This is a genomic window from Bradyrhizobium sp. USDA 4474 (assembly GCF_054057515.1).
This window is the reverse complement of record NZ_JBSRZJ010000002.1, coordinates 4,529,023-4,554,517: the sequence shown is the minus strand read 5'-3', so window position 1 is coordinate 4,554,517 and position 25,495 is coordinate 4,529,023. Positions and strand designations below refer to the sequence as shown.

The 25,495-nt window shown below is 56.9% G+C and carries 26 protein-coding genes and 1 pseudogene; 7 read left to right on the top strand and 20 right to left on the bottom strand.

The window, feature by feature from the left end; translation table 11 throughout:
• Positions 1-16: 16 nt before the first annotated feature.
• Positions 17-901, bottom strand: a complete 885-nt coding sequence (gene nifH, locus ACVW16_RS23415; RefSeq protein WP_092235830.1) for a nitrogenase iron protein — start codon at positions 899-901, stop codon at positions 17-19.
• Between the two features lie 1,267 nt (positions 902-2,168).
• On the opposite strand from nifH, the pseudogene ACVW16_RS23410 reads away from it, so the two are divergent.
• From ACVW16_RS23410 to ACVW16_RS23385, 6 genes and pseudogenes are all read left to right on the top strand, one after another.
• Positions 2,169-2,495: pseudogene (locus ACVW16_RS23410) on the top strand (hypothetical protein); the annotation flags it as partial.
• Between the two features lie 16 nt (positions 2,496-2,511).
• Positions 2,512-2,814, top strand: coding sequence for a hypothetical protein (locus tag ACVW16_RS23405; RefSeq protein ID WP_456705362.1), 303 nt, complete (start codon positions 2,512-2,514; stop codon positions 2,812-2,814).
• A 119-nt stretch (positions 2,815-2,933) separates the two neighbouring features.
• Positions 2,934-4,277, top strand: coding sequence for a CaiB/BaiF CoA transferase family protein (locus ACVW16_RS23400; RefSeq protein ID WP_456701454.1), 1,344 nt, complete (start codon positions 2,934-2,936; stop codon positions 4,275-4,277).
• Between the two features lie 15 nt (positions 4,278-4,292).
• Positions 4,293-5,129, top strand: a complete 837-nt coding sequence (locus tag ACVW16_RS23395; protein WP_456701453.1) for a citryl-CoA lyase — start codon at positions 4,293-4,295, stop codon at positions 5,127-5,129.
• A gap of 58 nt (positions 5,130-5,187) precedes the next feature.
• Positions 5,188-5,433 (top strand): anion permease, encoded by a 246-nt coding sequence (locus tag ACVW16_RS23390; RefSeq protein ID WP_456701452.1) that lies wholly within the window; start codon positions 5,188-5,190, stop codon positions 5,431-5,433.
• Position 5,434: 1 nt separating this feature from the next.
• On the top strand, positions 5,435-6,859 hold the full coding sequence (locus tag ACVW16_RS23385) for an SLC13 family permease (RefSeq protein ID WP_456701451.1): 1,425 nt from the start codon (positions 5,435-5,437) through the stop codon (positions 6,857-6,859).
• Positions 6,860-7,120: 261 nt separating this feature from the next.
• On the opposite strand, the gene ACVW16_RS23380 is transcribed toward ACVW16_RS23385, so the two are convergent.
• The 9 genes from ACVW16_RS23380 to ACVW16_RS23340 all read right to left on the bottom strand — a co-directional run bounded on the left by ACVW16_RS23380 (position 7,121) and on the right by ACVW16_RS23340 (position 14,274).
• Positions 7,121-7,468 carry a (2Fe-2S) ferredoxin domain-containing protein gene (locus ACVW16_RS23380; protein WP_456701450.1) on the bottom strand — a complete coding sequence of 116 codons (348 nt, stop codon included), beginning with the start codon at positions 7,466-7,468 and terminating at the stop codon, positions 7,121-7,123.
• Between the two features lie 1,111 nt (positions 7,469-8,579).
• Complete coding sequence (locus ACVW16_RS23375) at positions 8,580-8,849, bottom strand: hypothetical protein (protein WP_456701449.1); 270 nt, start codon at positions 8,847-8,849, stop codon at positions 8,580-8,582.
• Between the two features lie 33 nt (positions 8,850-8,882).
• The gene (locus ACVW16_RS23370; protein WP_456701448.1) at positions 8,883-9,242 is read right to left on the bottom strand and encodes a DUF3024 domain-containing protein; all 360 of its coding nucleotides are present in this window, start codon (positions 9,240-9,242) and stop codon (positions 8,883-8,885) included.
• 247 nt (positions 9,243-9,489) lie between these two features.
• Positions 9,490-9,804 (bottom strand): nitrogen fixation protein NifZ, encoded by a 315-nt coding sequence (locus tag ACVW16_RS23365; protein ID WP_456701447.1) that lies wholly within the window; start codon positions 9,802-9,804, stop codon positions 9,490-9,492.
• Positions 9,805-9,852: 48 nt separating this feature from the next.
• Positions 9,853-10,077, bottom strand: coding sequence for a 4Fe-4S dicluster domain-containing protein (locus ACVW16_RS23360; RefSeq protein ID WP_456701446.1), 225 nt, complete (start codon positions 10,075-10,077; stop codon positions 9,853-9,855).
• A 10-nt stretch (positions 10,078-10,087) separates the two neighbouring features.
• The gene (gene nifB, locus ACVW16_RS23355; protein ID WP_456705157.1) at positions 10,088-11,605 is read right to left on the bottom strand and encodes a nitrogenase cofactor biosynthesis protein NifB; all 1,518 of its coding nucleotides are present in this window, start codon (positions 11,603-11,605) and stop codon (positions 10,088-10,090) included.
• Between the two features lie 728 nt (positions 11,606-12,333).
• A complete protein-coding gene (nifT, locus tag ACVW16_RS23350) occupies positions 12,334-12,558 on the bottom strand; it encodes a putative nitrogen fixation protein NifT (RefSeq protein WP_456701445.1) in 225 nt (74 codons plus the stop codon).
• Between the two features lie 5 nt (positions 12,559-12,563).
• Positions 12,564-13,736, bottom strand: coding sequence for a cysteine desulfurase NifS (nifS, locus tag ACVW16_RS23345; RefSeq protein WP_456701444.1), 1,173 nt, complete (start codon positions 13,734-13,736; stop codon positions 12,564-12,566).
• A 217-nt stretch (positions 13,737-13,953) separates the two neighbouring features.
• On the bottom strand, positions 13,954-14,274 hold the full coding sequence (locus tag ACVW16_RS23340) for a HesB/IscA family protein (RefSeq protein WP_456701443.1): 321 nt from the start codon (positions 14,272-14,274) through the stop codon (positions 13,954-13,956).
• Positions 14,275-14,528: 254 nt separating this feature from the next.
• On the opposite strand from ACVW16_RS23340, the gene ACVW16_RS23335 reads away from it, so the two are divergent.
• Positions 14,529-15,119 (top strand): hypothetical protein, encoded by a 591-nt coding sequence (locus tag ACVW16_RS23335; RefSeq protein ID WP_456701442.1) that lies wholly within the window; start codon positions 14,529-14,531, stop codon positions 15,117-15,119.
• A gap of 9 nt (positions 15,120-15,128) precedes the next feature.
• Here ACVW16_RS23335 and ACVW16_RS23330 read toward each other — a convergent pair whose 3' ends face one another.
• The 10 genes from ACVW16_RS23330 to nifD all read right to left on the bottom strand — a co-directional run bounded on the left by ACVW16_RS23330 (position 15,129) and on the right by nifD (position 25,334).
• Positions 15,129-15,527, bottom strand: a complete 399-nt coding sequence (locus tag ACVW16_RS23330) for a Rieske (2Fe-2S) protein (protein WP_456701441.1) — start codon at positions 15,525-15,527, stop codon at positions 15,129-15,131.
• A 460-nt stretch (positions 15,528-15,987) separates the two neighbouring features.
• Entirely contained in the window at positions 15,988-16,830 is an 843-nt protein-coding gene (locus ACVW16_RS23325; RefSeq protein WP_456701440.1) for a host specificity protein, read from the bottom strand.
• An 848-nt stretch (positions 16,831-17,678) separates the two neighbouring features.
• The gene (gene fdxB, locus ACVW16_RS23320) at positions 17,679-17,975 is read right to left on the bottom strand and encodes a ferredoxin III, nif-specific (RefSeq protein ID WP_456701439.1); all 297 of its coding nucleotides are present in this window, start codon (positions 17,973-17,975) and stop codon (positions 17,679-17,681) included.
• Positions 17,976-17,986: 11 nt separating this feature from the next.
• Positions 17,987-18,187, bottom strand: a complete 201-nt coding sequence (locus ACVW16_RS23315; protein ID WP_456701438.1) for a CCE_0567 family metalloprotein — start codon at positions 18,185-18,187, stop codon at positions 17,987-17,989.
• Positions 18,188-18,199: 12 nt separating this feature from the next.
• A complete protein-coding gene (locus ACVW16_RS23310) occupies positions 18,200-18,658 on the bottom strand; it encodes a NifX-associated nitrogen fixation protein (protein WP_456701437.1) in 459 nt (152 codons plus the stop codon).
• A gap of 6 nt (positions 18,659-18,664) precedes the next feature.
• Positions 18,665-19,060, bottom strand: coding sequence for a nitrogen fixation protein NifX (nifX, locus tag ACVW16_RS23305; protein WP_456701436.1), 396 nt, complete (start codon positions 19,058-19,060; stop codon positions 18,665-18,667).
• Positions 19,057-20,466 (bottom strand): nitrogenase iron-molybdenum cofactor biosynthesis protein NifN, encoded by a 1,410-nt coding sequence (gene nifN / locus ACVW16_RS23300; protein ID WP_456701435.1) that lies wholly within the window; start codon positions 20,464-20,466, stop codon positions 19,057-19,059. Before nifN ends, nifX begins: the two co-directional genes overlap by 4 nt.
• A gap of 9 nt (positions 20,467-20,475) precedes the next feature.
• Complete coding sequence (gene nifE, locus ACVW16_RS23295; RefSeq protein ID WP_456701434.1) at positions 20,476-22,122, bottom strand: nitrogenase iron-molybdenum cofactor biosynthesis protein NifE; 1,647 nt, start codon at positions 22,120-22,122, stop codon at positions 20,476-20,478.
• Positions 22,123-22,208: 86 nt separating this feature from the next.
• Entirely contained in the window at positions 22,209-23,765 is a 1,557-nt protein-coding gene (gene nifK / locus ACVW16_RS23290) for a nitrogenase molybdenum-iron protein subunit beta (RefSeq protein ID WP_456701433.1), read from the bottom strand.
• Positions 23,766-23,831: 66 nt separating this feature from the next.
• Positions 23,832-25,334, bottom strand: coding sequence for a nitrogenase molybdenum-iron protein alpha chain (nifD, locus tag ACVW16_RS23285; RefSeq protein ID WP_456701432.1), 1,503 nt, complete (start codon positions 25,332-25,334; stop codon positions 23,832-23,834).
• Positions 25,335-25,495 lie beyond the last annotated feature (161 nt).

Sequence of the window (25,495 nt, the reverse complement as noted above, 5' to 3'; positions counted from 1 at the left end):
CCGCGACTCGCGACCTTTACGAGGCTGCGAGCTCGGCGGCGGTCTTCCCGATGATCGATTCATCCACCGGCTTCATAATGCCGTGCTCCATCAGCATGTCCTCCAGCTCATCCATGGAGATCGGGGTCGGGATGATACCTTTACCGCCATTGTTATGAACCTTATGAGCGAGCTTCCGGTAGTGATCGGCCTGCTTGGAATCGGGTGCATATTCAAGAACCGTCATACGGCGTAGCTCTGCATGCTGCACCACGTTGTCACGCGGCACGAAGTAGATCAACTGAGTGCCCAGCTTTTTGGCCAGCGCTTCTGCCAATTCCAGTTCCTTGTCGGTCTGCCGCTCGTTACAGATCAGTCCCCCCAGCCGCACCCCTCCAGAGTTGGCGTACTTTAGGATGCCCTTCGAGATATTGTTTGCGGCATACATCGCCATCATTTCACCGGACATCACAATGTAAATTTCCTGCGCCTTATTCTCGCGGATCGGCATGGCAAAGCCGCCGCATACGACGTCGCCAAGCACGTCGTATGAGACATAGTCAATGTTCTCGTAGGCGCCGTTCTCTTCCAGAAAATTGATCGAGGTGATGACGCCGCGACCCGCACAGCCGACACCTGGCTCAGGACCGCCGGACTCCACGCAACGAATGTCCCGGTAGCCGACCTTCATTACGTCTTCGAGTTCTAGATCCTCCACGCTGCCGGCGCTGGCCGCAAGGCTCAAAATCGTATCTTGCGCCTTGGCGTGCAGAATCAGCCGGGTCGAGTCCGCCTTCGGATCGCAGCCCACAATCAGAATTTTCTGCCCCATCTCGGCCAACGCCGCCAGCGTGTTCTGCGAAGTGGTGGACTTCCCGATGCCACCTTTCCCGTAGAACGCGATTTGTCTTAGTGAAGACATGTTGTTCTCCATTAACCGATTTGCCAAAAGTTGCGCGTTTCTTGTGCGAGCTTGTTTCTCTCACAAAAGCGCGGGCACACGGGATCAAGGGAAGGAGCGCATCGCTCGCTTTGCGCGTCGGCGTGCACTCAGCCCTCACTCAGTGTTGCTGCCCCTTGGTAGCAATGGCTGTGCCAACACTCGACTACGTACCTTAAGTTTATGATTGCACTGCAAAATGCAGCCAGCAGTTTGCGTGTTCGTTGAGCGTTTTGGATCTGACAGAGTATCTGCGTCGCTGTCAGACAACGAACAAAAAACTGCAAGCATCAACGCGCAAGAAATGGTGGGGGTCGGACCATTTCGACGTCTGCAGTTATGGAACGGAACTTGCTGATCCTCTCGCAACGCCAGCAATTCGAGAAGAGTGAATATGCCGGAGGCGCTCCAATCATCCCAACCAGCAGGGATTCTCGCAAATGCATTGTGACACTCGGCACGCCGATATCGGAGCTGGCCGGCAGACAGTTCGAAGCGGCTCGCGGATGCAGGAGCGCCGCGCAATGGTCATTCGAGACGTCTTGAAGAAGCCATGGCAAGCGGACGAATTGCGAAGTTTTTTTCACAATATCAACTCTTCAGTCTTCCGTATGCGCAACAGCGACCTTGCGCGGTTTCTCGCGCGACTCTTGGAATTGAGAATTCGATGAGAGCAAGAACAGTTCTGGCCACGGCATCGACCCTCGCGCTAGCGACCTCGTTGGCCAGCAACTCGGTCCGCGGTGCGGATTTGGGGTCGAATCCGGTCTACTATAAAGCGCCTCCAATCGAACCCTCCAACCCGTGGATGATCCGCCTGCGCGCGCTCGGCGTTTTGCCGGATACCGGAGGAAGTTCGGTTAATGTTCCTGTGGCGCCAACGTGAAAAAGCTGTGGCTGCGGCCGGAGTACTCCGCAACTGTGAACAATGCGGTTGCCGTTAGCGGACGCGCCAATATCGATCCATGGCTCGTCAGCGGCGGCGTCGCTTACAAGTTCTGACGCCAGAATGGGCCAGAAAGAGGACTTCGTTTGATCAACTCGGAACGCAGCAAGCTCGTCGAGCGCGTCTCCTCCTCGTTACCGCAGCGTGGTTGGAGACCGGCTGACGCGTCAACGCCTCAGCTCGCTCGCGAACGGGAGAGAGAGAGAGAGAGAGAGAGAGAACGGTTCGTAGCATCGTTCGCGCTTCCCATTAAGGGATCGCGCCGCGCGTAGGTAACCGACAACAGATAGATCGATACCGCATATGAGATGTTTGCCTTGTCGCACGCTGCAAGGGCGCAATTTCCTTGTTATCCAAATAGACATTCGGTACGCGACACGGAAGTTTCGGCGTACTAGGATGTGGTCTGTCAGGAGGTTGTTCATCTGGTCTCAACCAAGAAAGCTGAGGTTGCGAAGCTTCAGTGTTCCAAGAAGAGACCAGATGAACGTCCATAAGAATGCGCCTTTGACGCCCAAAGGTCGAGAGGCGATGATGCGAAGCGTAGTCTGGAATGGGTTGAGCCAGGCCGGCGCGGCTGACCTTTTCAACAGGATGCCGAAGACCGTCGCCAAATGGACCAAGCGCTTCCGCGCAGAAGGTGTGGATGGCTTGCTCGATCGCACGTCGCGACTTCATTCATCGCCAGCCAACCCCCGCAGCCACGTGCACCGCCATCGAGGCCTTGCGCCGGCAGCGCCAAACGGGCAAGCAGATTGCAGCCGGGGTCGAGATCTCGCCGGCTACCGTCAGCCGCGTCCTACGCCGCCTGGGGTTGAACCGGATACGCATTTGGAGGTCGCTCGAGCCGGAGCGCCGCTATGAGCGCGAGAACCCCAGCGGGATCATTCACATCGACATCAAAAAAGCTCGGGCGTTTCCGGCGGGTCGGCCACCGGATCACCGGTGATCCGAGTGATCCGAAGAAGAGCCGCGGCGCTGGCTTGGATTTCGTGCACGTCTGCATTGACGACCACTCCCGCCTCGCGTTCTCCGAGATCAAGCCGGACAAGCCGACCGACAGTGCCGTTGGCTTCTCAAAGCAGCCGTGGCTGCCTACCACAAAAGCCTCGGCGTCACCGCCACCCGCGTCATGACCGACAATGGCAGTTGCTACCGGTCGTTCACGTTCCGCGTAGGGTAGATTGCCTTAGGGAGATCGCCATGAGTTTGCCGCTTCACGGCGTACGCGTCCTCGATCTGTCCAACGTGCTCGCCGGACCCTTCTGTGGCTACAACTTGGCCCGGATCGGCGCCGAAGTGATCAAGATCGAAAATCCGAAGGGCGGCGATCTGGCTCGTCGTCTCGGGGCAGATCCGGCGATGGCACAGCGCCTGTTCGGCCTGTCCTTTGTTGCGGTGAATGCCTGTAAACAATCGATCGCGATCGACTTGAAATCGCCGGAGGGTCGGGATGCATTCCTTCGACTTGTCGACCAGGCCGACGTGCTGCTCGAGAACTTCCGACCCAAAGTCTTGGAGCGGCTCGGCCTAGGCTATGCGGTCCTCGCGAAGCGCAACCCCGGGCTGATCTACTGCGCCATATCCGGCTTCGGTCAGGAAGGCCCTTGGGCAAACCGGCCCGCCTACGACCAGATCGTGCAAGGTCTCTCGGGCGCGATGAGCGTAACCGGCGATCACCGATCGGCGCCGTTGCGCACCGGCTTTCCGATCTCCGACACCATGGCCGGTATCACGGCAGCCTTCGCAATCTCGGCGGCGCTGGTCGCTCAGCGTTTGACCGGCCGCGGCCGGTTCATCGATGTGTCACTCTTGGAATCGACTCTGGCGGCAATGGGCTGGGTGGTCTCTAACCACCTCAACGCCGGCATGCTCCCCGAGCCAATGGGAAACGAGAATTTCACGGCGGCCCCATCCGGCACGTTCAAGACGAAGACCGGTCCGCTCAACATTTCTGCCAACGAACAGAAGCAATTCGAGAAGCTGTGCGAACTGATCGGAAGACCCAATCTGCTGAGTGAGGAACGGTTCGGTGAACGCCACACGCGCAAGCTGCATCGCGCAGCCCTGAGGGACGAGATCAACAAGGCGCTCAAGTCGAAATCCGCCGAGGAATGGGAGGAGGTTTTCAACGCCGCCGGCGTTCCGGCCGGGTGCGTGCTCTCGGTCCAGGACGCACTGCAGCAGCCGCAGCTGGTCGAACGCCGGTTCGTCGAGCGGCTGCCTCTCGAACCGACCGAAGGGCGACAGCTACAGGTGACGCGCCCAGGCTTCCTTCTGGACGAAGGCTTTCCCGAACCGTCCGTTCCCCCGTTACTTGGCGCCGACACGGCGATATGGCTCGGACGGCTCGGCTACACGCGCGCGCAGATCGATCAAATGGCCGAACGGGGCGTGGTGCGCGTCGCATGAAAAGGAATCCTGGCCATGTCCGAATCCACTCCCGCGGATCTCCTGACCGCGGCAACCAAATGGTGGTCGACCGACATTATCGACATGAAGCCGGGCGTCATCCGCTTTCGTGGCTTTCCGATCGAGCAGATGATTGGCTCGATCAGCTTTCCACAGATGATATGGCTTCTGTTGCGCGGCGACCTCCCGTCGCCCGATCATGCCGCTCTGCTTGAAGCAGCCCTTGTGGCTGCGGTCGATCACGGACCGCAGGCGCCTTCGATCGCGGTCGGCCGGATGTCCATCACCTGCGGCTTGCCGCTCAACGGAGCAATGGCGTCGGCCATCAATTTGCTCGACGACGTTCATGGAGGCGCCGGTCAACAATGCATGGAGCTGTACGCCGACATCGCGCGACGGATGAGTGAAGGTACGCCGCTTGTAGCGGCGACGCAGGCCGGCATGGCAGCCTCCGTCGGAACACACGGGAAAGTCTTGCCCGGTTTTGGCCATCGCTTTCACCCGATCGACCCTCGCTCACCGAAGCTGCTGTCTCTGGTCGATGCCGCTCATGAGCGCGGCGTGATTTCCGGCAAGTTTGCCGACATCGGCCGTGCGGTAGAAGCCCATCTCGAAAAGGGAAAGGGCCGCAAGGTCCCGATGAACATCGACGGGTCCACCGCCGTCATCTACTCCGAACTCGGTTTCGCGCCGGCACTCGGGCGAGGACTTTTCATCTTGTCGCGCTCGGTGGGCATTCTCGCGCATGCCTGGGAACAGAAGCAGCAGGGCGGTCGTATCAAGGGGCCGATGCCTCCAGGCGTCCCCTATTCTTACACAGGGAAGCCACCACGCGACTTCAGCCCGGCCTAACGATCATGAACGAGGCTCCAAAAGAAGCGCAGTCGCCAAATACGCTAGGGATCATTAAATGTCGTCCATTGATATCGCGCTACAGGCCGTTCTAAAGTTAAATTTGCTCAAGAAAGCGCTCGGCCAATGGCGGCTCCTGGCCTGCATTCTCGCGCCGGGCATCGTGTTGCTCTCCGCGATGCCTGCCGGGTTGACGTTAGAACGGTGGCGTCTGTTCGCGGTCTACGTTGTAGCTTTCGTGGGTTCTATTCTGCGGCCATACAATGAGACGGTTGTCATCTGCGACGCGCAAAGAGCGCTTTGATTTGACGGATCATGCCTCGTTCGACGCGATACGGCGCGGGGTGGGTATTCCGCTCGCGGTGGGCATAGGCCTTGCCGTCTGGACGGCTGGCGCGCCCGAGGGGCTCTCGCCGTTGGGTCATCGCGCGCTCGTTCTGTTCTCGGCGGTGTTCATTCTCTATCTCACGGAAGCCATCCCGCTCGCGATCACCAGCCTGGTCATCGCGCCAGCGGCCGTTCTTCTGGGCATTGCGACGCCGGCGAGTTCCTTGAGTGGATTCTCCTCGTCATCCGTCTATCTCATCCTCGGCGCATTCATTCTCGCCGCAGCGATGGTCAAGACGCGGCTCGCCGAGCGGATTACATACGGAATTCTCAAGGTCGCCGGCGGGACAACGACCCGTACTACTCTCGGAGTAACGATCGCCAATATCGTGCTTGCCTTCCTGATCCCGTCCTCAACCGCACGAACTGCCGTGCTGCTCCCGGTGTGTCTTGGCATCGCCTCTGTGATCGAAGGCGAAGGCCGCATCCGATTCGTCGTGAGTCTCCTCCTGACGCTTGCCTACACGAATGCGACGATCAGCGCCGGAATCCTGACCGCGACGCTACCAAATCCGGTGACCGCCGATTTTCTTGCCGAGGCGGAACGGCCAGTGACCTACGTCGACTGGCTGATCTACGGCTTTCCGCCGGCGCTGATCATGACCTTCCTGACGTTGTTCGTCGTTCAAGTGGTCGTCGGGACCGAAGAACGACATGACGCGCCTCTGGCCGGCGATGCTATCGCAAAGCGGCTTTCCGAGATGGGCCGCACCACCCCCGCGGAATGGCGAACCCTTGTGATCTTCGTTCTAGTCGTAGTCGGGTGGGTGACCCAGGGATGGTCGAAACTCGACACGACCGTCATCTGCCTGACCGGTGCCGGTTTGCTGTTCCTGCCGAAACTCGGCGTGATCGACTGGGCCGATGCCAACCGACAGATATCTTGGCAAGTCATCCTCGTATCCGGAGGCGGCATCACGCTCGGCGATCTGCTGATCAAGACCGGGGCTGCGGACTGGCTTGCAGTGGAGATTTTTCATGGACTCGGTCTGGGCGGGGCAGGCCGGGTCACTATGCTGCTTATTGTCATGATCGTCCTGCAGCTGCTCCATGTGCTCTTCGTCGGGACAACTGCGATGGCGACAGGCATCATTCCGATCGTGTTGGCTCTCGCGGAGACCGCTCAGGTGGATCCTCGTGTGCTCGTCCTGCCGGCCGGCATGATCATTGGCGGTTACCCGGTACTGATGTTCTACAACACGCTGCCGAATATCATGGTCTACGGCACGGGCCGCTTGACGGTCCTCGACTTCCCAAAGGTAGGTGTCCCGGTCAGCCTACTCGCCTGCATCGTCTATGCGATTTGCGCATCGACGTACTGGCGGTGGCTCGGCATGATCTGAGCGACCTCGATACGAACGCGCTATCAGAACGTCGGCTGTGGGCCATCGCGACATATCACGCCGCCGCTCGCTCTCGCTCGCAATTGGAGCGAAGCGGACGTAGTCAGCAGTCATATGACGCCGCCAAGCTTATAGGTAAACGGCATAGTAAGCGCGAAGTGCCAGGCTAGCTCAGACCAGCGGCTCCCAACGGCAGGCTCATGGTCGAGCAAGCCGTCCATGCTTGCCGAGACCGGCAAGCGACGCCGCCAAGCCACGCCCTTAGCTTCGCTTGAGCACCATGACAAGTCGATCGACACGTTTGCCCTGCTTGAGGTGCGAGATGACGATCTCGTCGACGTCCTCAGGCGTGCTCGCGCGATACCAGACTCCGTCAGGATAGACAACCAGCAAGGGACCAGAGTTACAAAAGCCGAGGCACCCCGCCGTCGCGAAACCGATATCGTTTAATCGTTGCGCTTCGATCGCTTTGCTCATTCGATCCCACAACGCTTGCGCCCCCGAGGCACCACAACTGCCGTGGGAATGGCTTGGCGGACGTTGCGTGTTGCACGCAAAGACATGATGCCTGTAGATCTGGGGAGGAGCAATTTCAGTTTCTGAGCTCACGCGACTATCCTCTGCTACTCAACTTCAGCTGAAGCGATGGCGGCCCACAATGCCTAATGATTGAACGACCGTTGGCCGGTATATGTTACTGGTTCTCGCTCTCGCTTGCGAAAGCCGCTGAGAGCCATCAGGCGCTATAGTCATTCTCTTCGCGCATGATGAGCGAGCGATACATTCCCGTTCGAAGTCCTGATTGCGACCAACCTGTTCGTCCATCATTGCAATCACCCGCATCACCCACTAATGGTCGATCTGCTCCAAGGGAAGCCTAACACCAGAGGCGTCCCGCACATTCTTCACAATTTAGCGCTGCCATTGCCGGCGCTCATCGCTCCTATGAGCGATCCGAGACGTGCTAAAAGCCCTTCCTCTCACCTAGACTGGTGGCATCGGTCCGACAGATCGGCTCATCAAGTCGCCGGGCCTCGGTTTTCTCATCCAAGCCCCTCGGTTTGCTGCTTGAAATCATCGACGGCAGTCCGGCTCAACCGAAACACCCCGCGGCCACGAGACAGCGGCCGATAAGCCGAGGCGTCACGGGTGTTTAGGACATCAAACCATTGGTTAGGACTGAGCTTTGCTGGACGCTCGTTGATCTGTATCACCCTCCCGTTCGGGGCGAAGCGGAGGTGGATTATGATTTCTTGTGAGTCCATATCGGTCCCTGCTTTTGGTCACTTACGATCACGATCCGGACACCGACAATCTCCCTTTTAATGTGTTTGATTGCGGAGGTGTTGGCGCGTACTTCAAGGTTGGCGACGCTGGTACACATTACTCATGAGCTTGCCACCTCCCCCTGATAAACCCTACAATGATCACAATGAACTCCCCGTGCTTCCGTATCTTAGGGACGAGACTCTTGCTCGATCGCGAGGTCTGTCGATGCATCCCGCTCTAAACGATGAACTCGAGCCACTTGTTCATGGGACCGGTACGAAATGGGCGTGCCATGACGCGATCGCACATCTGATCCAATCCAGGAATTGGCCGCGTGACGGCCGGAGTTGAAGGTGATTTCGGGCACCGGAAGCTGCAGATGCGCTCGGAATGCTGCTCGGCCATTCGACGCCACTCTAGGACTTCATCGAAAAGCTTGCGGGCCCGGTACTCACCTCGTATCTTTCCTTTTGGCCAATACGATCCCACTCGCTCGCGTTGGTTCGCCCGTTATCTGCGCGCAGTGATTCGATCCATCGAGCAGATGAAGATCGAAGCGAGGAGCCTGCCGAAACGGCACATCTGACAAGTCCGACGCATCACACCGCACAAAAGCAAGCTGCGGAAAGCGGCGGCGCAGCTCAGACAATTTCCCGACCTCGGCTCCATCGGCAGAAAGCAGTCGCTCCATTTCGATCAGTTCCTCCGTGGTGAGTGCCATCGTCGCTCTCTATGCCTCGAGGACGGTTGTCCCTCACTGCCAGAACAGGCGCTCTGGATCCGCGCTCAATTCCTCGATAGCAGGAGTCAAGCGATCGTAAAGGCTGTAAATCTCCCAGATTCCGACCGCGTGATTCTTGCGAAACAGCTTCCAGATGCCGCTCACGGCATCATAAAGAATGAGAGCTACATCGACGAGAGCGCCATCCTTGTCGATGTTGCGCGAGCAACAAGGGCTCTCGATGAGATAGCCACCCCTCACCAGCCTCACGCTTGGTGAGACATAGAGATAACGCTTGCGCTCGCACAAGCCGCGTTCGATGCGCTTGCGATCAAGCTCGTTGGGGTGAGACACCGGCCCCGCCTTCACTTTCCTCATCAGCTCGCCATTCATCGCGAAGGCCTCCTTTCAAAGCACCGTGTTTTCCTCTTCAAGACACCCAATGAGACGCCTGAACAGAATCGAACAACATAGATTGGCTCGTGAGCTTCGTTATTGAGAACGGCGATGATGGTCTTGCGCGTTGCTCCGACGGGGAGCGAAACTCCAGTGTTCCGTTTTGCCAATGAGCAGTCTTGGACAAGGTCGACTGCGGCTTGGGTCCGCGCGCCTCGCCGATCTTTCGGAAGTTTCTGCTGAGTCATGACTCCTCCGGTAATGGCAAATCATCGACCTCCTCGTAGGCATCCATTGTCTCTAGTTCGTTGCGTTTCATGCCAACGCGGTGGCCACTCTCCAAGAACTCCACGCCGTAGATATAGAATTGCTGCAAGAATGTTCCGATCGAGACGACGTAACCGATCTCCCCCCTTTTTACTAAGACCTCGCCGACCTCCCTCCCGCGATAGGTGCCATCATTTCGGATGACGCGATTGGCTCGAAGCTTTTGGCCAAAGCTGAAGACTGGCGGGCCGCTTAGCTCGACGATGTCGCTGTCCCGAGGAATTCTGCTCATCTGCCACTCCTCATGCCAACGCTTTGGGGCACCGCTCAGCTTCACGCTTTAAACTGGCGGTTGGTAGCGAGGCAAGGATCTGTCAACCACGCAGGTATTGTCGACCGGGCAGGCAGCGACACATTGCGGCTCATCAAAATGGCCAACGCACTCGGTGCATCTGGCCCCTTCAATAGCAAAGCTCCCGCCCTTCTCAGAGATAGCAATGTTCGGGCATAGAGGTTCGCAAGCTGAGCAGCCCGTGCACTGCGAGGCTACGATTTTGAATGGCACATATTCCTCCTTAGGCCGTAGAGATGCTATCTACCAAACGATACGCGTGCTCTCCGCGGTGCATGTGGTGGATCTCACCGCGCTTTACCTTGCCTAGATAGGCTCTGAACCACGCGATCATCGATTTCTCAATGAACTCATGGGCGAATTGATCCACCGGCTCAATGCCCGCCTCTATCAGATTGTTTTTCGGACAGCCGCCAATCTTAGCCACGAAGACAGCATGGCAGTCCCTAATGTCGCGCATGATGGAGGATAGCCTATCTTCCTCACCATACCCGCCCTGACAGTACCCCTGCACACGACGCGGACCGATGAACTTGGCGCCGGATGTGGAAAGCTCGTACACCAGGAATTCCTTGGCATGTCCAAAGTGCTCGTTGATCAACCCAGAGCCTTTGGTTGCGACAGCCACTAGAACGGTTATGGCGCTCATGTTTCCATAGGTTTCGATCAGCTCCTGTTGGCCGACCGCGAATTTGGCAACTCGCTCATCCTCTATTCTCTTTTGATACGCCTCGCGCTTCTCCAAGTCATAACGGACGTCCATTTTCATCACCTGATCCGTACTGAACTCTGCGCTGCGATCCTCGCCGAGTAGACCGACCGCATCGGCGCGGCACTGACGGCAATGCCGCATCATGCTTATCTGCCCTTCGCAAGCATCTTGCAGTGCCTTCAGTTCTTGTGCCGTCGGCCCGCGCTGACCTTTGAGGCCAAACGCGGTGCCGTGCTCGGGCGCGGAGATCAGCGGCATGATATTGTGGAGGAAGGCACCGCGTGAGGTGACCGCCTTGTTGACCTCGACTAGGTGGTCATCGTTGATGTTGGGGATCATCACTGAGTTGATCTTGCACAAGATGCCCCGATCGGTAAGCATCTCGAGGCCTTTCAGCTGACGATGAGTGAGTATCCTTGCCGCCTCGACGCCGGTATATCGCTTGTGGTTGAAGAAGATCCAAGGATAAATCTTGGCTCCGATTTCCGGATCGATCATGTTGATGGTGATGGTGACGTGGTCGATTTTGGCCTTCGCGATGGTGTCAACATAGTCTGCCAGCGCGAGTCCGTTGGTTGACAGACACAGCTTTATGTCGGGAGCAGCCTTGGTGACCAGCTCGAACGTTTTGAACGTCTTTGCGGGATTGGCCAGGGCGTCGCCGGGACCAGCAATGCCAAGCACTGTCATCTGCGGAATTGCCGTCGCGACTGCGATCACTTTTTTTGCCGCCTGCTCAGGGGTGAGTTTCTCGCTCACCACGCCCGGGCGCGATTCATTGGCGCAGTCGTATTTTCGGTTGCAGTAATTGCACTGGATGTTGCAGGCAGGCGCAACCGCGACATGCATGCGAGCGAAGTAATGGTGCGCATCCTCGCTATAGCAGGGATGGTTTTTGACCTTTTCCCAAATTTTGGTCGGGAGCCCGCCTTGGCCGGTTGCGGAGCCGCAGCTCGCCTGTCCAGTCTTAGCAGAAGCGCTGCAGCCCCCGTGCTCGGTGGCGGATCGCGTCCTCTCGCTGCTGTTCATTGCAGCTCCGACATATTTTCCGCGTCCGTCGACCGCGATCATTTTATTTTCCCCACCATCATCGCCCTCCCAAGATCATCCTCGAGCGAGCCTCAGGAACCCAGGTAGCAACTTGCATGCCATAGCAAGAATTAAGTAATTAAGGTCGCGGTCTATCGAGTTAGCGTAGCTCGCACTCGCGCTTGCAGGAACAGCAATGATGAGCTTGTTATCAAAGCGACAGATGGGTCGCAGTCTCACCCAGAGCTCCATGCTTGTGCTTTCATTCTCGCGCTGCGATCGCCCGACCTGACTCCAGCTAAATGGGGTTCACGCGTTGCCGCTCTCACAACAAGCGGATCCGAACCGGCCGCCTCGGACTTGTAAGGCCAATACCGCTACGACGCGCCCTACGCTGACAGGCAGAAATGAGGGCCAAAGATGATAGTGCGATCCCTTCTGCCCGATGGCCAAGCAAACCTTGTATCATCAACGCCGTCGTGGAGTAGTTCTGCTGATCTCAATATGCTACGACGAGAGCCATTCGTTCCCCAGAGACGGCGGGATCTCGCCAACTTGCCAGCGCAAAGGCAGGCTGACGCGCCTGGCCGGCCTTCAGTCCATCGCGTCTGCATAATTCCCTGATGCCCGAACGACATAGGTGCAATGCTCGCAGTCCGAAGGCCCAGCGCCGGGCCCACGACAGTGACCTCTGCATCCGCATCAGCAAAGTGATTTGCGTGAGTCCTTCACGGATCGCCGCCGTTTTCGTCCCGCTTCTTCGCGTCGATTGTAATCGGTAATCGCGTGTCGCTCGCCATCTCGGGCAGATCGAGCACCCAGCCGTTAGCTACCTTGATCCAGCCGCCCCAAAGGGTTTCGTACTCTGAGGCTATGATTGGCTCCTCGAGGTCTTTTTTTGGTACGTAGATCGACAGACCCGTATCCGGAGAACGGCGGATCATGATTTTCATAGAGTCTACTCTCCGACTGTAAGGCGGGAGTTGGCGCGCATGCGAGCCACGATATCTGACACTGCGCAAACGACTTCATCGACTTGAGCGAACGAGGTTTCACGCGAAAGCGAGAAGCGCACGGCGCCGTGCATCCGCCAGGTAGGCACCTGCATAGCGCGCAGGACGTGCGATGGCTGCATTGAGCCGGAGCTGCAGGCTGATCCGAGCGACACGGCGATGCCCGCCTGATTGAGATGGTGCGCGATGGCTTCGCCTTCAAGATGGTCGAAGGCGATATTGGTCGTGTTAGCGAGCCGATTGGTGACGTCGCCGAGCACAACGCACCCGCCATTGTGTAAAATCCCCTGTTCAAGGCGGTCGCGCAAAGCGCCGATGCGAATGCGCTCAGGTTCAAGCCGTTCCGCCGCAAGCTCGGCAGCTTTTCCCAGGCCGATAATTCCGGGAACATTCTCGGTCCCCCCGCGACGCCCTCTTTCCTGTGATCCGCCGCGGATCAGCGGCCGGAATTTCGTCCCTTTGCGCAGATATAACGCGCCGACGCCCTTGGGACCGTGCAGCTTGTGCGCGGATAGCGACAGCATGTCGATCGCGCTGTCCTTTAGGTTCAAACCCACCTTGCCAATGGCTTGGACCGCATCCGTGTGAAACAGCGCGCCTGCCTCTCGGGTCAACCCGGCCAAAAACTCCACAGGAAAGATCGTTCCGGTCTCGTTATTGGCCAGCATAACAGAGGCAATCGCTGTCCGTGGTCCAAGAGCACAGCGAAACGCCTCGATGTCTAGCCGGCCGCAGGCATCTACGGATACAATGTGCGTCTTGACTCCCCTTGTCTTCAATTGCTCCGTCAGCGCAAGTACAGCCGAGTGCTCAACCGAAGTGGTGACCACTTCGTCTCTACCTTCCTGCGTCGCAAGCGCAGAAAGAATTGCCGCATTATTGGCTTCGGTCCCTCCCGAGGTAAAGACGATTTCGTGATCGTATGCACTACCTACCAGGCGCCTCAAGCCTCTCCGGGCCTGCCTCAGAGCGATTGCGACCTCGTTGCCGAAGGCGTGCGTGGACGACGCATTGCCGAATTGCTCCGTAAAGAACGGCAACATGGCCTGCACGACGGATGGATCAGTCCGCGTTGTTGCATTGTTATCGAGGTAAATCGGTGCTTGATTTTTGCTCAATCCAGCACCTCGTCTGCAGCAGCAACGAGGACCAGGCGATCCAATCCTCCGATCTCACGCCCCAATTGCGCCTGAATACCTGCAAACCGTACACTCGAAATCTTTGACGACGTACAAGCACTGGCCGGCCTCGCCACAGCGACAACTTCTTCAGTTGCTCTGGCTCCGTCAACATGGTTCAATGTTTTCATCCTCATCGGCCGATCAGGTCCGTCCATCATCTGAACGATTTTCCGCAGGAGCAATTCGCTGTCGCGTTCGGGTTGTGAAAGGTGAATCCAGGGCTCTCCGTTGCCAGCACGAAATCAATGGTCGTACCGACCAGATACTCTCGACTGTTGTTATCGACGAACACCTTCAGACCAGCGTACTCGATCACGGTCTCGTCAGGCTTTGGCTCTTCCGCCAGACCCATTTTGTATTTGAATCCATTGCAGCCGCCCGCTTCAATCGCGACGCGCAGACCGCCAGGCGAGTGCGTCGATGATGACATCGCGCCCTTGATCGCATTCACCGCACTGTCGGTCAGGTTGATCATGTCTTTGCCTCATCAATAGTGGACCTCGCAAAGAGCAAGTCACGTGCCACCGCGCAGCTTCTTATTGATACTTGGTTCGGTGCCGTAAGGTTTGGAACAACAGTCAGATTCCTGACAAGTAGTTGCGGCGCCCGAAGTCACCAACCCGCTTTCTTTCAAGCTCGGCCGCTCCACATCCGGCGGCAGGCAAATTGCATCGCATTTGGCTTCCTGGCCCGTGGGCCGGTGAAGACCTTAGATCGAGGACCAAATTGATGACTTCAATCGAAAATACCGCACTCGGCAGACTTGAGAGAGAGGGCCGCCTGCTCAACGCCGTACTCAAAGGCGCGACTACCAAGCCGGGTCGATTCGGTTTTCGCGGTGACATCGCGCTGAAGTTCCAAACTCAGCTCGCGGATGAGAAACGACCGCCGGACTACTCGATCGAGCAAGTTCTAACCATCGCGCAGGACGGAGAACACACCATTCCGGTGCTGGCCGGCTACCTACACTCCTTTGCCTATCTCGGAGACGTTTCGACCGTTCTTAACGGCGCCTTAAGCCCCACAGGCAGCTATTTTATGTTCTGCAACAACGTCGATCTGCTGGCGAAGTACCGAGTCAAGTTTGGCGATATAAACTTCCACGTCTTACCGTGCGACGAGTCCACAGTTTGGAAGGAGATGATGGACCTGACTGGGCTGAACAGGGACGACATCAAGAGGCTGGACCCGGGCGGCAAGCTAGATATCCTCCTCGATGCTGCAAACAAAATCGATCTGTCTTATGATGACATCTCGTATGAGGATGGACTAAAGAGGATGGACGCTGTGAAAAACCGCAATGAGAACCGACCGGTCTGAGAGGGCTTTTCAGTCGATGGTCGATGCATCGTCTTCGACAAGATGAACACCCACGACGCAGATATCGCCCTCCAGAACGGCCAACGCGATCGGCGTGAGCGCTCTACCGTGACATGGACCTTCGACACACCGGCCGCTGCCGAGTTCGAAGGTCGAACCGTGCTTGCCGCACATCAACCGGATACCGTATGGATCGAGGAATTGGTTCTGCTCCCAATCCAATCGGACGCTGTTGTGCGGGCATTCATTGACATAGCCAAGCACGTTTTTGCCCCACCGAACTACGACAACGGGCCACGGCCGTTGCTTGCCGTCATGTTCGACGACCATAAGATGGAATCCTATGGCCTGGCGGCTCGGAATGTCCTTAAAGCCGCAAATGGCGTAGATTGGTATGGTCTGCTTCATCGCACGTTTGTTGGAAGACGCTGTTCATGTCGGCGTGCAATCGACTTGCAAGAACCGTACAAGTCCTGGAGCGTTTCGTGTCCGTGGTGACCCAACCCGACTAGTCTGGTCGCTCATCCAACTATCCGGCGCAAACTCCGAACTTGTTCGGCGATTGGATGCCCTTTCCATGATGGCTGCGCAACTGCGGCTTTGAGCTCTATGCATTCTACTCCGTTGGCCGGGTAGCTGACGCCGTGGCTAGTCGTTGCTTCCCATTAATGCCACCAAGCTCCGTTATGACCGCGGACCGTGCATCTCGCGGCAGCGCCATAGCTGCCTTCTGAGAAGGATTGAACAGTCATTTCAGCCAACGAGGGAGGACGCCGCGAGCGTGCGTCCCCCCTGTGAAGCAAGACCACCGAGCCCGGTTAGAACGGTGAAATCCGTCACTCCTAAACCGTTGCTGTATGCAGCCAATTCAATCCATGCGCATCCCACTAAGAGCCCGCTCCAAGTAGAATGCAGGATCATCGTCCGACGAATCCGTTTCGTAGCTTCTTTGCGGACCGACGTCATCGCCCCCAGCCTTCGAAAGATACTGCGTAGGCTTGCCTACCCGCTGCCACTGGTCATTTTCGTTCTTCGTCCAGGCATCCGGGTTCTGGTGAGGATCAAGCACCCAGTGGTCTCGACCTACGGGAACAAACCCCATTTCGGCAAGACGCGGTTCCATGCCTGCTAAGGCCGGCCGCGACATGATGAGCGGATGTTCGCCGTCTTCTCGCAGTTGATGTTCTAGCAGGATGTCGCCAGCGTTCTCGACAAGTGGATGAGTCAGCCTAAGATCTACGACGGATGTGATATCGTTGCGCCCAAACTGTTGTTTAAAATGATCTCCTTTAATCCGCGCCGGACCTCCGGCTCTTAGAACTCCGACAATTTCGTCGCCCAAATGGTAGCCGAAAAATCGTGCTGGCTTATCTGGATCGTCATAGGTGTTAGCGTAGCTTCCAGCAACCATTGCTGCACGCGCAGCCTTGTTAGCCACGAATGGCGAGTACTCTTCTGGGTTCTCGGCGATGTGCCTGATATCACTGCCCAAGTATCTGCGAACTTCATCGTTGAACGTTTTGCGGTCGATCTTTCGAATGGGCGGTTCGGGGACGAGAGAGTATGACGGCGCTGGTTCGGATGAAGAGCCCGCCAGCCCCATCCGCGCAACTGTATCCGCAAAGCGAGGACTATCTCCCGCCTCTGACGAATCGTCAGCTTGGTTACCGCTTGTGAACTGGCTGGATGAGCCAACGATTCTGCCATACATCAGACCGCTCTCCTATCGGCAAAATTGCACGCAATCGAGCTCGTGCCGTGCAAGCTCTGCCGACAAGGATAATAATCCTAGCTGACCACAGTCTGACCAGAGCTTCCTGAGCGCCTGGTCGCGACTACGGATGCAATCTGCGCGTGAATTGTAGGGGCTCCCTAAACCGGGTCCTTCCAAGAAGCTAACGCTTAATGGCGATGACCCGCCCCTCTCCTGATAGCCCATGGTACTCGGCCAAGTAGGCACATTGGCCCAAGAATGCGCGCAACGGAGATTTGGAAACAAGCGTGCGAACCGTGTCGAGATTTTGCAATGTGCTCTCGATGCCCGCTGTTTGTTGCAAGGACCGCTGTCCAGCGAAATGTCGTGCCGCCCAGACGCGCCCATAGACCAACTGAGGCGTTTCTGGCTCACGTTATCAAGGAATCAACCAACCATCTAGGCGGACATATCGGCAGCTGCGGCCAACTAGCCTTCTCCCGATCCGCAAGCGGACGTGCATAGCATCGGCTTCGATCAGACCGCCTGATGTGTGGCTAACTACTTTTGAACTCTGCTCATCCTGACAGCACTTTGATCGACTTATAGTTGCGCGAGGCGCAGTTCGCTTTCCACGAATACGTGGGACTATCAGAGACCGAGTGTTTCTGGGCAACGGTTATGGTATCGGCATGCGTGGCTCGCGCCCAACCATTGCCGGTCCTTGCGAGCGCGTTAGCTCGCTCGATCCTGATGTTCGATGTCTGACCGACACCTTCCTGGCGCGCCGCCTCGCCATGAGTTCACCTGATCGCAATAGAGCTTTCGCACACTTATATCTCGCCGGCTGCGACTCGAGTGTTCGCTCAAGCCGCTTCAGATTCGGCCGAACTGTGAGTCTGGCAATTGGCCGGGCAAACCCTGGCGCATGCACCGCATCCGACACAGGCGCCCTGATCTTTCAGAACCATAATCTTCTTTTCGATCTCATCGTCTTCGTCGTCGGCGTTGACAAGTTCGCCGTCCTCACCGATTCCTTTCAAATTCATGACATCTCGGCCGCACACCTTGAAACAGCGGCCACATCCGATGCACTTCTTGGGATCGATCGAGATCAGGTATTGTGGTATCCAGTCGCGCCCGTCTCGTGTTTGAAACGACATGCGTTGCCCCTTCAGGTATTTTCTAGCGCCTTCAAGTCGCAAGCCTTGCGCTCAAGTTCGGCATACGCATCGTACGCCTTCTGCGCCACTGCCATGATGGAGATCCAGTTGGTAGGTAATTCTTCCGAAAGGTCGTGCAGATCCATCTTGGCTTGTATCGCCTTGACGGACAATTTTCTTAGCTCGGCCTTAAGTGTTTCACGATCGCCCATCAGCGAGTATCCTCAATAGTTCGCCACGTCTGGAAATTTCCTGATCAGGCCGATTCCCTCGCTGACATATTTGTCGCCCCCCTGAGCCAGCTTGGCGCAATTATCGAATCCGAAGCGATGCACATCGCGAAGCTGCTTGTTTACGGCCACCAACCGCCCTGCGATGAGCACTACGCGGCCAAACCCTTCAGGATGCAGCTTCAGTATCGGCTGGATCATAATGCCGGTTTCCCTTTCTATTGACAGCGCGACCGCATTGAAGAACAGCTCAATTCGCCACAGTGTATTGGGATCTGGATCACCAATAATCGGCAATGCGCGCCGTTTCTCCTTGTTCAAGATATAGGGTTCAAGCAGATCAAGATCGCTCTTCCCGCCCCAAGCTCCGTTAGTGTCCTGAGCACGCCAAATCTTGGCCAGTTCGATGAGGAACGCTGCCTCGTTGCTCTCATGCTCACTTTTTGTGGTCATATCACCTCATTCGTCGAACTCGAACGTTCGCGGTTGGTCCTTTGCCAGGACCTTGCGCAGCCAAGGAGGTGGCGTACCCTTCAGCACCCCGTTGAGCTTTTCTAGCAACACCAGAATGCTTTCCGGTTTGCCCACTTTGATAGGATGGATTTTGTTAGCCACCACTCGCGCGGCCGCGGCACCACCAATGGCAGCGACATAGAGGATTGCGCAATCCTTGATTGCCTCGATCTTCGGCGTCAACTTATCATCGCTGCCGTCTTCCTTAAGATCACCCTCAAACTCTATCGCATTTAGGAACACATGGGCGTCGGGCGAGACATCGTAGATTGCGATATTCTTCGCCCAACCAAAATGAGCGTCGACGCGTCTCAGGTCCTGAGTGGCAAAAGCGACCTTCATGCAAATGACCTTTCAGTCGCCTCGGCGGAGCGGTGATGCGGCGAACGTTGCGGTAGTCCGGGGGGCGTCCGCCAGCTATGTGGCGTAGGCCTTTCGTTCTCCTCGCGATGCGCGATCACGAGATTGGCAATTTCGAAGATCAGATTCCGGGTACCACGATAGCCCACCGATACCTGATGCCCAGCGCCAACTCGATCGAACATCGGAAAGCCGGCACGGTGGAAGGGCACTTTCAGCCGGGCCGCCGCTTGCCTTCCATGCGAATGCGTGATCAGCAGGTCGCAATGCCTCTTTTTGGCAAGCCCTTCCAGATCTTCGAGGTCGCCAATGAGAACTTCCTTGGTCTTAATCCGCTCGATCACCTCCGACTGAGTGGTTGTCACGGCGACGGTCACCTGCGCGCCCATATCGTGCAGCATGCCGGACAAATCAAATAGAAGGTCTGGCTCAGCACCGATCGCGACTTTCCGACCACCAATGTGGAAGTGAGCGTCAAGCATAGCATCCGCGAGCTGACCGCGTTGACGTCGATACTTTTGGGGTATGGGGCGACCGCTAATCTCGCTCAAAAACGTCATGAATTCGTCGTTCGGACCGAGACCACACAGCCGCTCGAACACACGAAAAGGCACACCGGTCTTGGCCTGCATGACCTCAGCTGGCCGCAGCATCTGCGCGCCGACTGCAATCGTCCAGCCCGCGCGCCCCATGCTCGCGATTTCGTCGATGTCAATGCCGCCCAGGGTCGTTGACGTAAACTCATCGGGGATATGCCCGTCGAGCGATCCCGCAATGTTAGGGAGGAAGGAGGGGCACAATCCGAAATCCTCCATGATGACACGGAGTTCATCAAGGTCGCCGGGGGTCAGGTGACACCCCGGTAGAACATTGACCTTTGATGGATCCCGCAGGCCATGGGCGCTGGCCCCGGCCACCAGCATCTCCACCATGCGTGCGACCGCCTTCTCCCAGCCATCCTGGAACGCACCCTTGAAATCAGGCGTTGATACATATACGAGCCGCAACTTTGCAAGCTGCGGATACTTGCTCCGGATTAGTTTTAGGTAAGCATCTACATCGTCGCCGTTGGTCTCGGTGACACCGGTCGAACAGATTCCGATGACCTTCGGCTTGGTGCGGTTAGAGATATTCAGTATCGCCTGCTCGAGATTCTCGTAGCCGCCGAGGACGGTCGCCACCTCACTCATCGCGGTGGTCTGCAGGGGTATTGCTTCTTTGAAATGCCGAACAAACAACGTCAATCCAAAGGATGTGCACCCTTGGGAGCCGTGCAGAAGCGGCATCGCCCCGCGCAGCCCCATGAAGGCGTATGCGCCGCCGATCGGCTGGCTCATTTTGAGCGGGTTGACAGTGCAGGCTTTTGATGGCGGCAGGAGCAGGGCCATGACGATTCCCTACTCCGCAGCTTGTCGCATATCAGATGGCTCACACACCGACATGCCTTCGATGCGCCTCTGGCAGCAGCCACCGACCGCATTGGTATGCTCTCGGACCGCCGCGACGCTCCTCAAGCCGTGCGGGTAAATTGCATCCTCAATCGTAGCCAGACCAACGTTGTTACACTCACAGATCTTTCGCGTGCGGCGCGCCGCTTCGGCGTGCGCCGGATCGGGGGTGACCGCGACCATGCGAGATTGCATCTGCTCCCTCGCCTTGGCCAAAGCCTCCCATGGCGCTGGTCTGCGTACCTCCTCCCACATCGGACTGGAGAGCGACTTATCTATCTCCTGCACCAGCTTGACCATTCCGACGTAGCCCATATAGGCGTGGCAACGCTCCTGGTTGATATCAAGCCATGGCACCGCCGCCTTCAGCGCAACAAACTGCGATTTGCCACCCGATAGCATGATATCCGCTTTTGCGTCCTTCAACATCTTGTACATTTCGCGGGCGGTCATGTCTTCGATCATGTGGGCGTCCTGCCCCATCAGCTCCTTGATGCGCGCCTTGTCTTCTCGGGTCGATTTCTTGGTACTGGTTCCGACTAACTCCAGCCCGGATTCCTGGAGTGCGGCAACGACTGACCATGATTTGACACCGCCCGTGATCAGCAACGCCTTTTTGCCTTCGAACCGCCGCTTGTACGGCTCGATGGCAGCCCAGGCCCGCGCTTCCTCGCGCGCAATCACCGCTTCGGTGCGCCCGACCAGATCTGTCGGGGCGCCGCGTTCCACCAGCAAGCGGGCTAGCTGCCGTAACGCTTCACTTGAATCTTGAATACCGTAGAACGACCCCTCGAAGAATGGGATCGCGTATCGTTGCTCCATCTTGCGTGCCACGTTGATCATGGACTTTGAGCACACCAACATCGCTGCCCGCGCGCGATGAGATGAAGCGACTTCGTGATATTTGCCATCGCCAGAGATGCAGGAGAGGATCCGCACTCCAAGCTCGTCCAGCAACGGCTTCACTTGCCAGAGCTCTCCCGAAAGGTTGTATTCTCCGATCAGATTGATGTCATACGGTGTCACGTGGTCAGGCTCACGCGTTCCGATCACATAATCGAGTAAAGCCTCGCCCGCGAGCTTGTTACCGAGGTTCTTCGAGCCGACGAATCCAGGGGAATTGATTGGGATGACGGGCTTGGCAAATCTTTCAGATGCTGCCTTGCAAACTGCGTTGATGTCGTCGCCGATCATCGCGGGGATGCAGGTTTGATAGACAAAGATGGCGGGCGGATCCCACTTGTCGATGATCTCCTTGATCGCTTTGCAGAGCCGCTTCTCGCCGCCGAATACAATATCGGTTTCGGTCAAATCAGTTGTGAATGAGGTGCGCCATAGGTTCGAACCCGATGACGCCGCACCGCGATTATCCCAGGAATTACCTTCGCAGGCGATGGGACCATGCACCAAGTGAGCGACATCGGTGAACGGCTGTAGCGCAACCTTGGCGCCATCGAAGGCACAGCCGCCGGCAGCACTACCCGGGTGCAGCTGTTTGGTACAGCCGTTCCTGCGCTCAGCCTCCGACTTACTGCCATTCTTGGCGCAGCCCGGCTCATCGAACACATTCTGGACCGTGGCCGCTAGTGCAGTCATCCGGTATCCTCTCAGGGCAAACAATGAAAGCCGTCGCGTAGCATCGAACGTGCCATTGCGTTGGGCGATGGCACGCCCAACGCGCCTCAGCGAATGATGTCGAAACTGTAGTCCGTCTTGCCAAGAACGTTAGTGTTCTTGTCGATCTCGTCGAAGATCTTGTCCAGGATCTTCACCAGCACATTCAGGCCGCCTTGGTAGCCCCATACTGGGGAGCGGTGATGGTGATGCCGATCAAAAATCGGAAAGCCGATCCGAATCAGCGGTGTTCCGGTATCACGTTCCAGGTACTTCCCGTAGGTGTTGCCGATCAGAAAATCGACCGGCTCAGTGAACAAGAGTGAGCGCATATGCCAGAGATCTCGGCCCGGATAAGCTTGACAGCCCTGCCCAAATGGCGAGCTTCCAAACAGCGCTTGCATTTTCTCCTGCCACGCTTTGTTGCCGTTGGTGCACAGCACATGCCTCGGCTCGGCGCCGAGTTCGAGCAGAAACGCTGCCAGTCCATAGCAAAGATCCGGGTCGCCATAGATAGCGAACTTCTTGCCATGTACATGAGCGCTCGAGTCGGCAATGGCATCCACCAGGCGACCACGTTCTCGCTCGAGCTGCTCGGGAATTTCTCTGCCGCTGATGCGTGACAGCGCGACGATGAAGTCATCCGTTGCGGATAAGCCGACCGGGTAATTAAAGGATAGGACGTCCTGTCCATGCTCCGCCACGAAGGTTAGCGTTTTTTCCGTGCACCATTGCTGCATGGAGATCGTCGCCTTGGCGTGAATCGCGCTCGCGGCGTCCTCCAGAGTCGTGCCACCGTCATACATCCGGAATTCGCCATCTGTAGGAGTATCAAACACGTCGGAATTGTCGGCGAGAACCGTGTGCTGGATGCCCAGCAATTCTAAGATGCGCTTGATCTCGCGAAGGTTCCCGACGGTATAGCCATCGAACCCACCAATGATGTTGATCGCTCCATTAGGTTTGCGCTCCAGCTTCGGCGCTGTTCCCGCCTTACCATCCCAAAAATGTTCCAGAATGCCCTTGAGCGCGTTGTCATAGCCCGTGACGTGGCTGCCGACGAACGCCGGCGTGTGGGCGAACGGCACGTCGAAGTCCGCCGGAACCGAGCCTTTTTCTTTCGACGTCTTGATGAAGGCGTTAAGGTCATCGCCGATCACCTCGGCCATGCAGGTTGTGGAGACCGCAATCATCTTGGGCTTGTACATGTTGTAGCTGTTCGCGAGCCCATCGGTCATATTGTTCAGACCGCCGAATACGGCGGCGTCTTCCGTCATTGATGAAGAGACACAGGAGCTCGGCTCCTTGAAGTGCCGCGACAAATGACTGCGGTAATAGGCCACACAGCCTTGCGAGCCGTGGACGAAGGGCAACGTGCGCTCAAAGCCAACAGAAGCGAATACTGCGCCAAGGGGCTGGCACGCCTTGGCCGGATTGACAGTTAGCGCCTCCCGCGCGAAGTTCTTCTCGCGGTATTCGGCCGTTTTCGTCCATTCCTTTATACGTTCGACCTCGGCGGGATCGCGAGGATTCTCAAATATTTTCTTCTTCTCCAGCATTTGCTGGTATTCTGGACCGCGAAACAGTTCGACATGATCGAGCACGTGTTCGGCACTCTGCGCCATTGGTGAAATCCTTCACTATCGAGATTGGCATCGCCCGGGCTTTCCCACGGAGCGAAATGAATGGCTTTATTCTGCAGCCTGGAGCTCGGCGATCGGCGCTTTCTTCCAGGGAGCCTTCGTTTTTTTCCAAACCGGCGAGTTGATGGCCATGTCCATGTCGCGCGCAAAGATCGCAAACCCATCGTACCCGTGATATGGCCCCGAATAGTCCCACGAATGCATCTGCCGGAACGGCACACCCATCTTTTGGAAAACGTACTTTTCCTTGATGCCCGAGCCGACAAGATCGGGTTGGAGTTTTTCGACGAAGCGCTCGAACTCGTAGCCATTGACGTCGTCGTAAATGAGCGTGCTGTCCTTCACGTAATGCTGAGCTGTGCGCTGATAGTCGTCGTTGTGACCGAACTCGTATCCGGTGCCAATGACATTCATGCCGAGATCCTCGTATGCGCCAATCACGTGACGTGGACGGAGGCCACCGACGTACAGCATCACCGACTTGCCCTCCAGGCGCGGGCGAAATTTTGCGATCACCGCGTCCACTAGCGGCTGGTACTTCTCGATCACTCTCTCGGCACCCTCCTTGACCTTGTCGTCGAAATATCCGGCGATCCTGCGCAACGACTCCGCTATTTTTGAGGGTCCAAAGAAGTTGTACTCGCACCAAGGGATACCGAACTTTTCTTCCATGTGACGCGAGATGTAGTTCATGGAACGATAGCAATGCAGAATGTTGAGTTTTGCCTTAGGGGTTGCTTCGAGCTCTGCAAGTGAACCATCTCCGGACCACTGAGCAATTACCCGCAGGCCCATTTCCTCCAGCATAATTCGCGACGACCAGGCGTCACCACCGATGTTGTAGTCGCCAATGATCGCAACATCGTACGGCGTCGGCTCGAACTTCGGTTTTCCGTCGGACTCGATATGATCAAAAATCCAGTCGCGCACCGCATCGTTTGCAATGTGATGGCCTAATGATTGCGACACGCCCCGGAAACCCTCACAACGGACGGGAACGATGGTCTTGCCTCCATATTCCTTGGATTTCGCTCTTGAGACGGCCTCGATATCGTCACCGATCAGGCCGATCGGGCATTCCGATTGGATCGTTATGCCGTTGTTGAGGGGAAAGAGCTCCTGGATCTCATCAAGGACTTTGACAAGCTTTTTGTCGCCGCCGAATACAATATCTTTTTCCTGGAAGTCGGAGGTGAACTGCAAAGTCACGAAGCTATCGATGCCCGTCGTCCCAACGTAATAGTTGCGCCGGGACCCCCACGAATACTGGCCGCAGCCTACCGGGCCATGACTGATATGGACCATGTCCTTGATGGGTCCCCAGACCACCCCCTTTGAGCCTGCATAAGCGCATCCCCTAATCGTCATCACGCCAGGTATGGATTTAATGTTAGACTTCACGCCGCAATCGGCCTTGCCGGCCTGGTGAACGTTGAGGTGCTTGGCACGCCGTTTCGCGGTTTTTTCCGGATAGACCTTCAGCACCTCCTCGATCAGCTCCTTGTTGCGAGCCCTGATTTCTGCGGTGCTCCGGGTCGTGGCCAGACTCATCTGATGTCCTTCAAAGGTTAGCTGTTGCGAGGGAGGCTTCTTGATCCAAGACTTTTGCAACCAGCATGCCAGCGAGCCGCGAGCACCAAAAAGTCAAATAATCAAAATTGCTTAGTGCGCTTAGTCCCGTAACCGAGGTGTTGTTGCAAATCCGACATCAC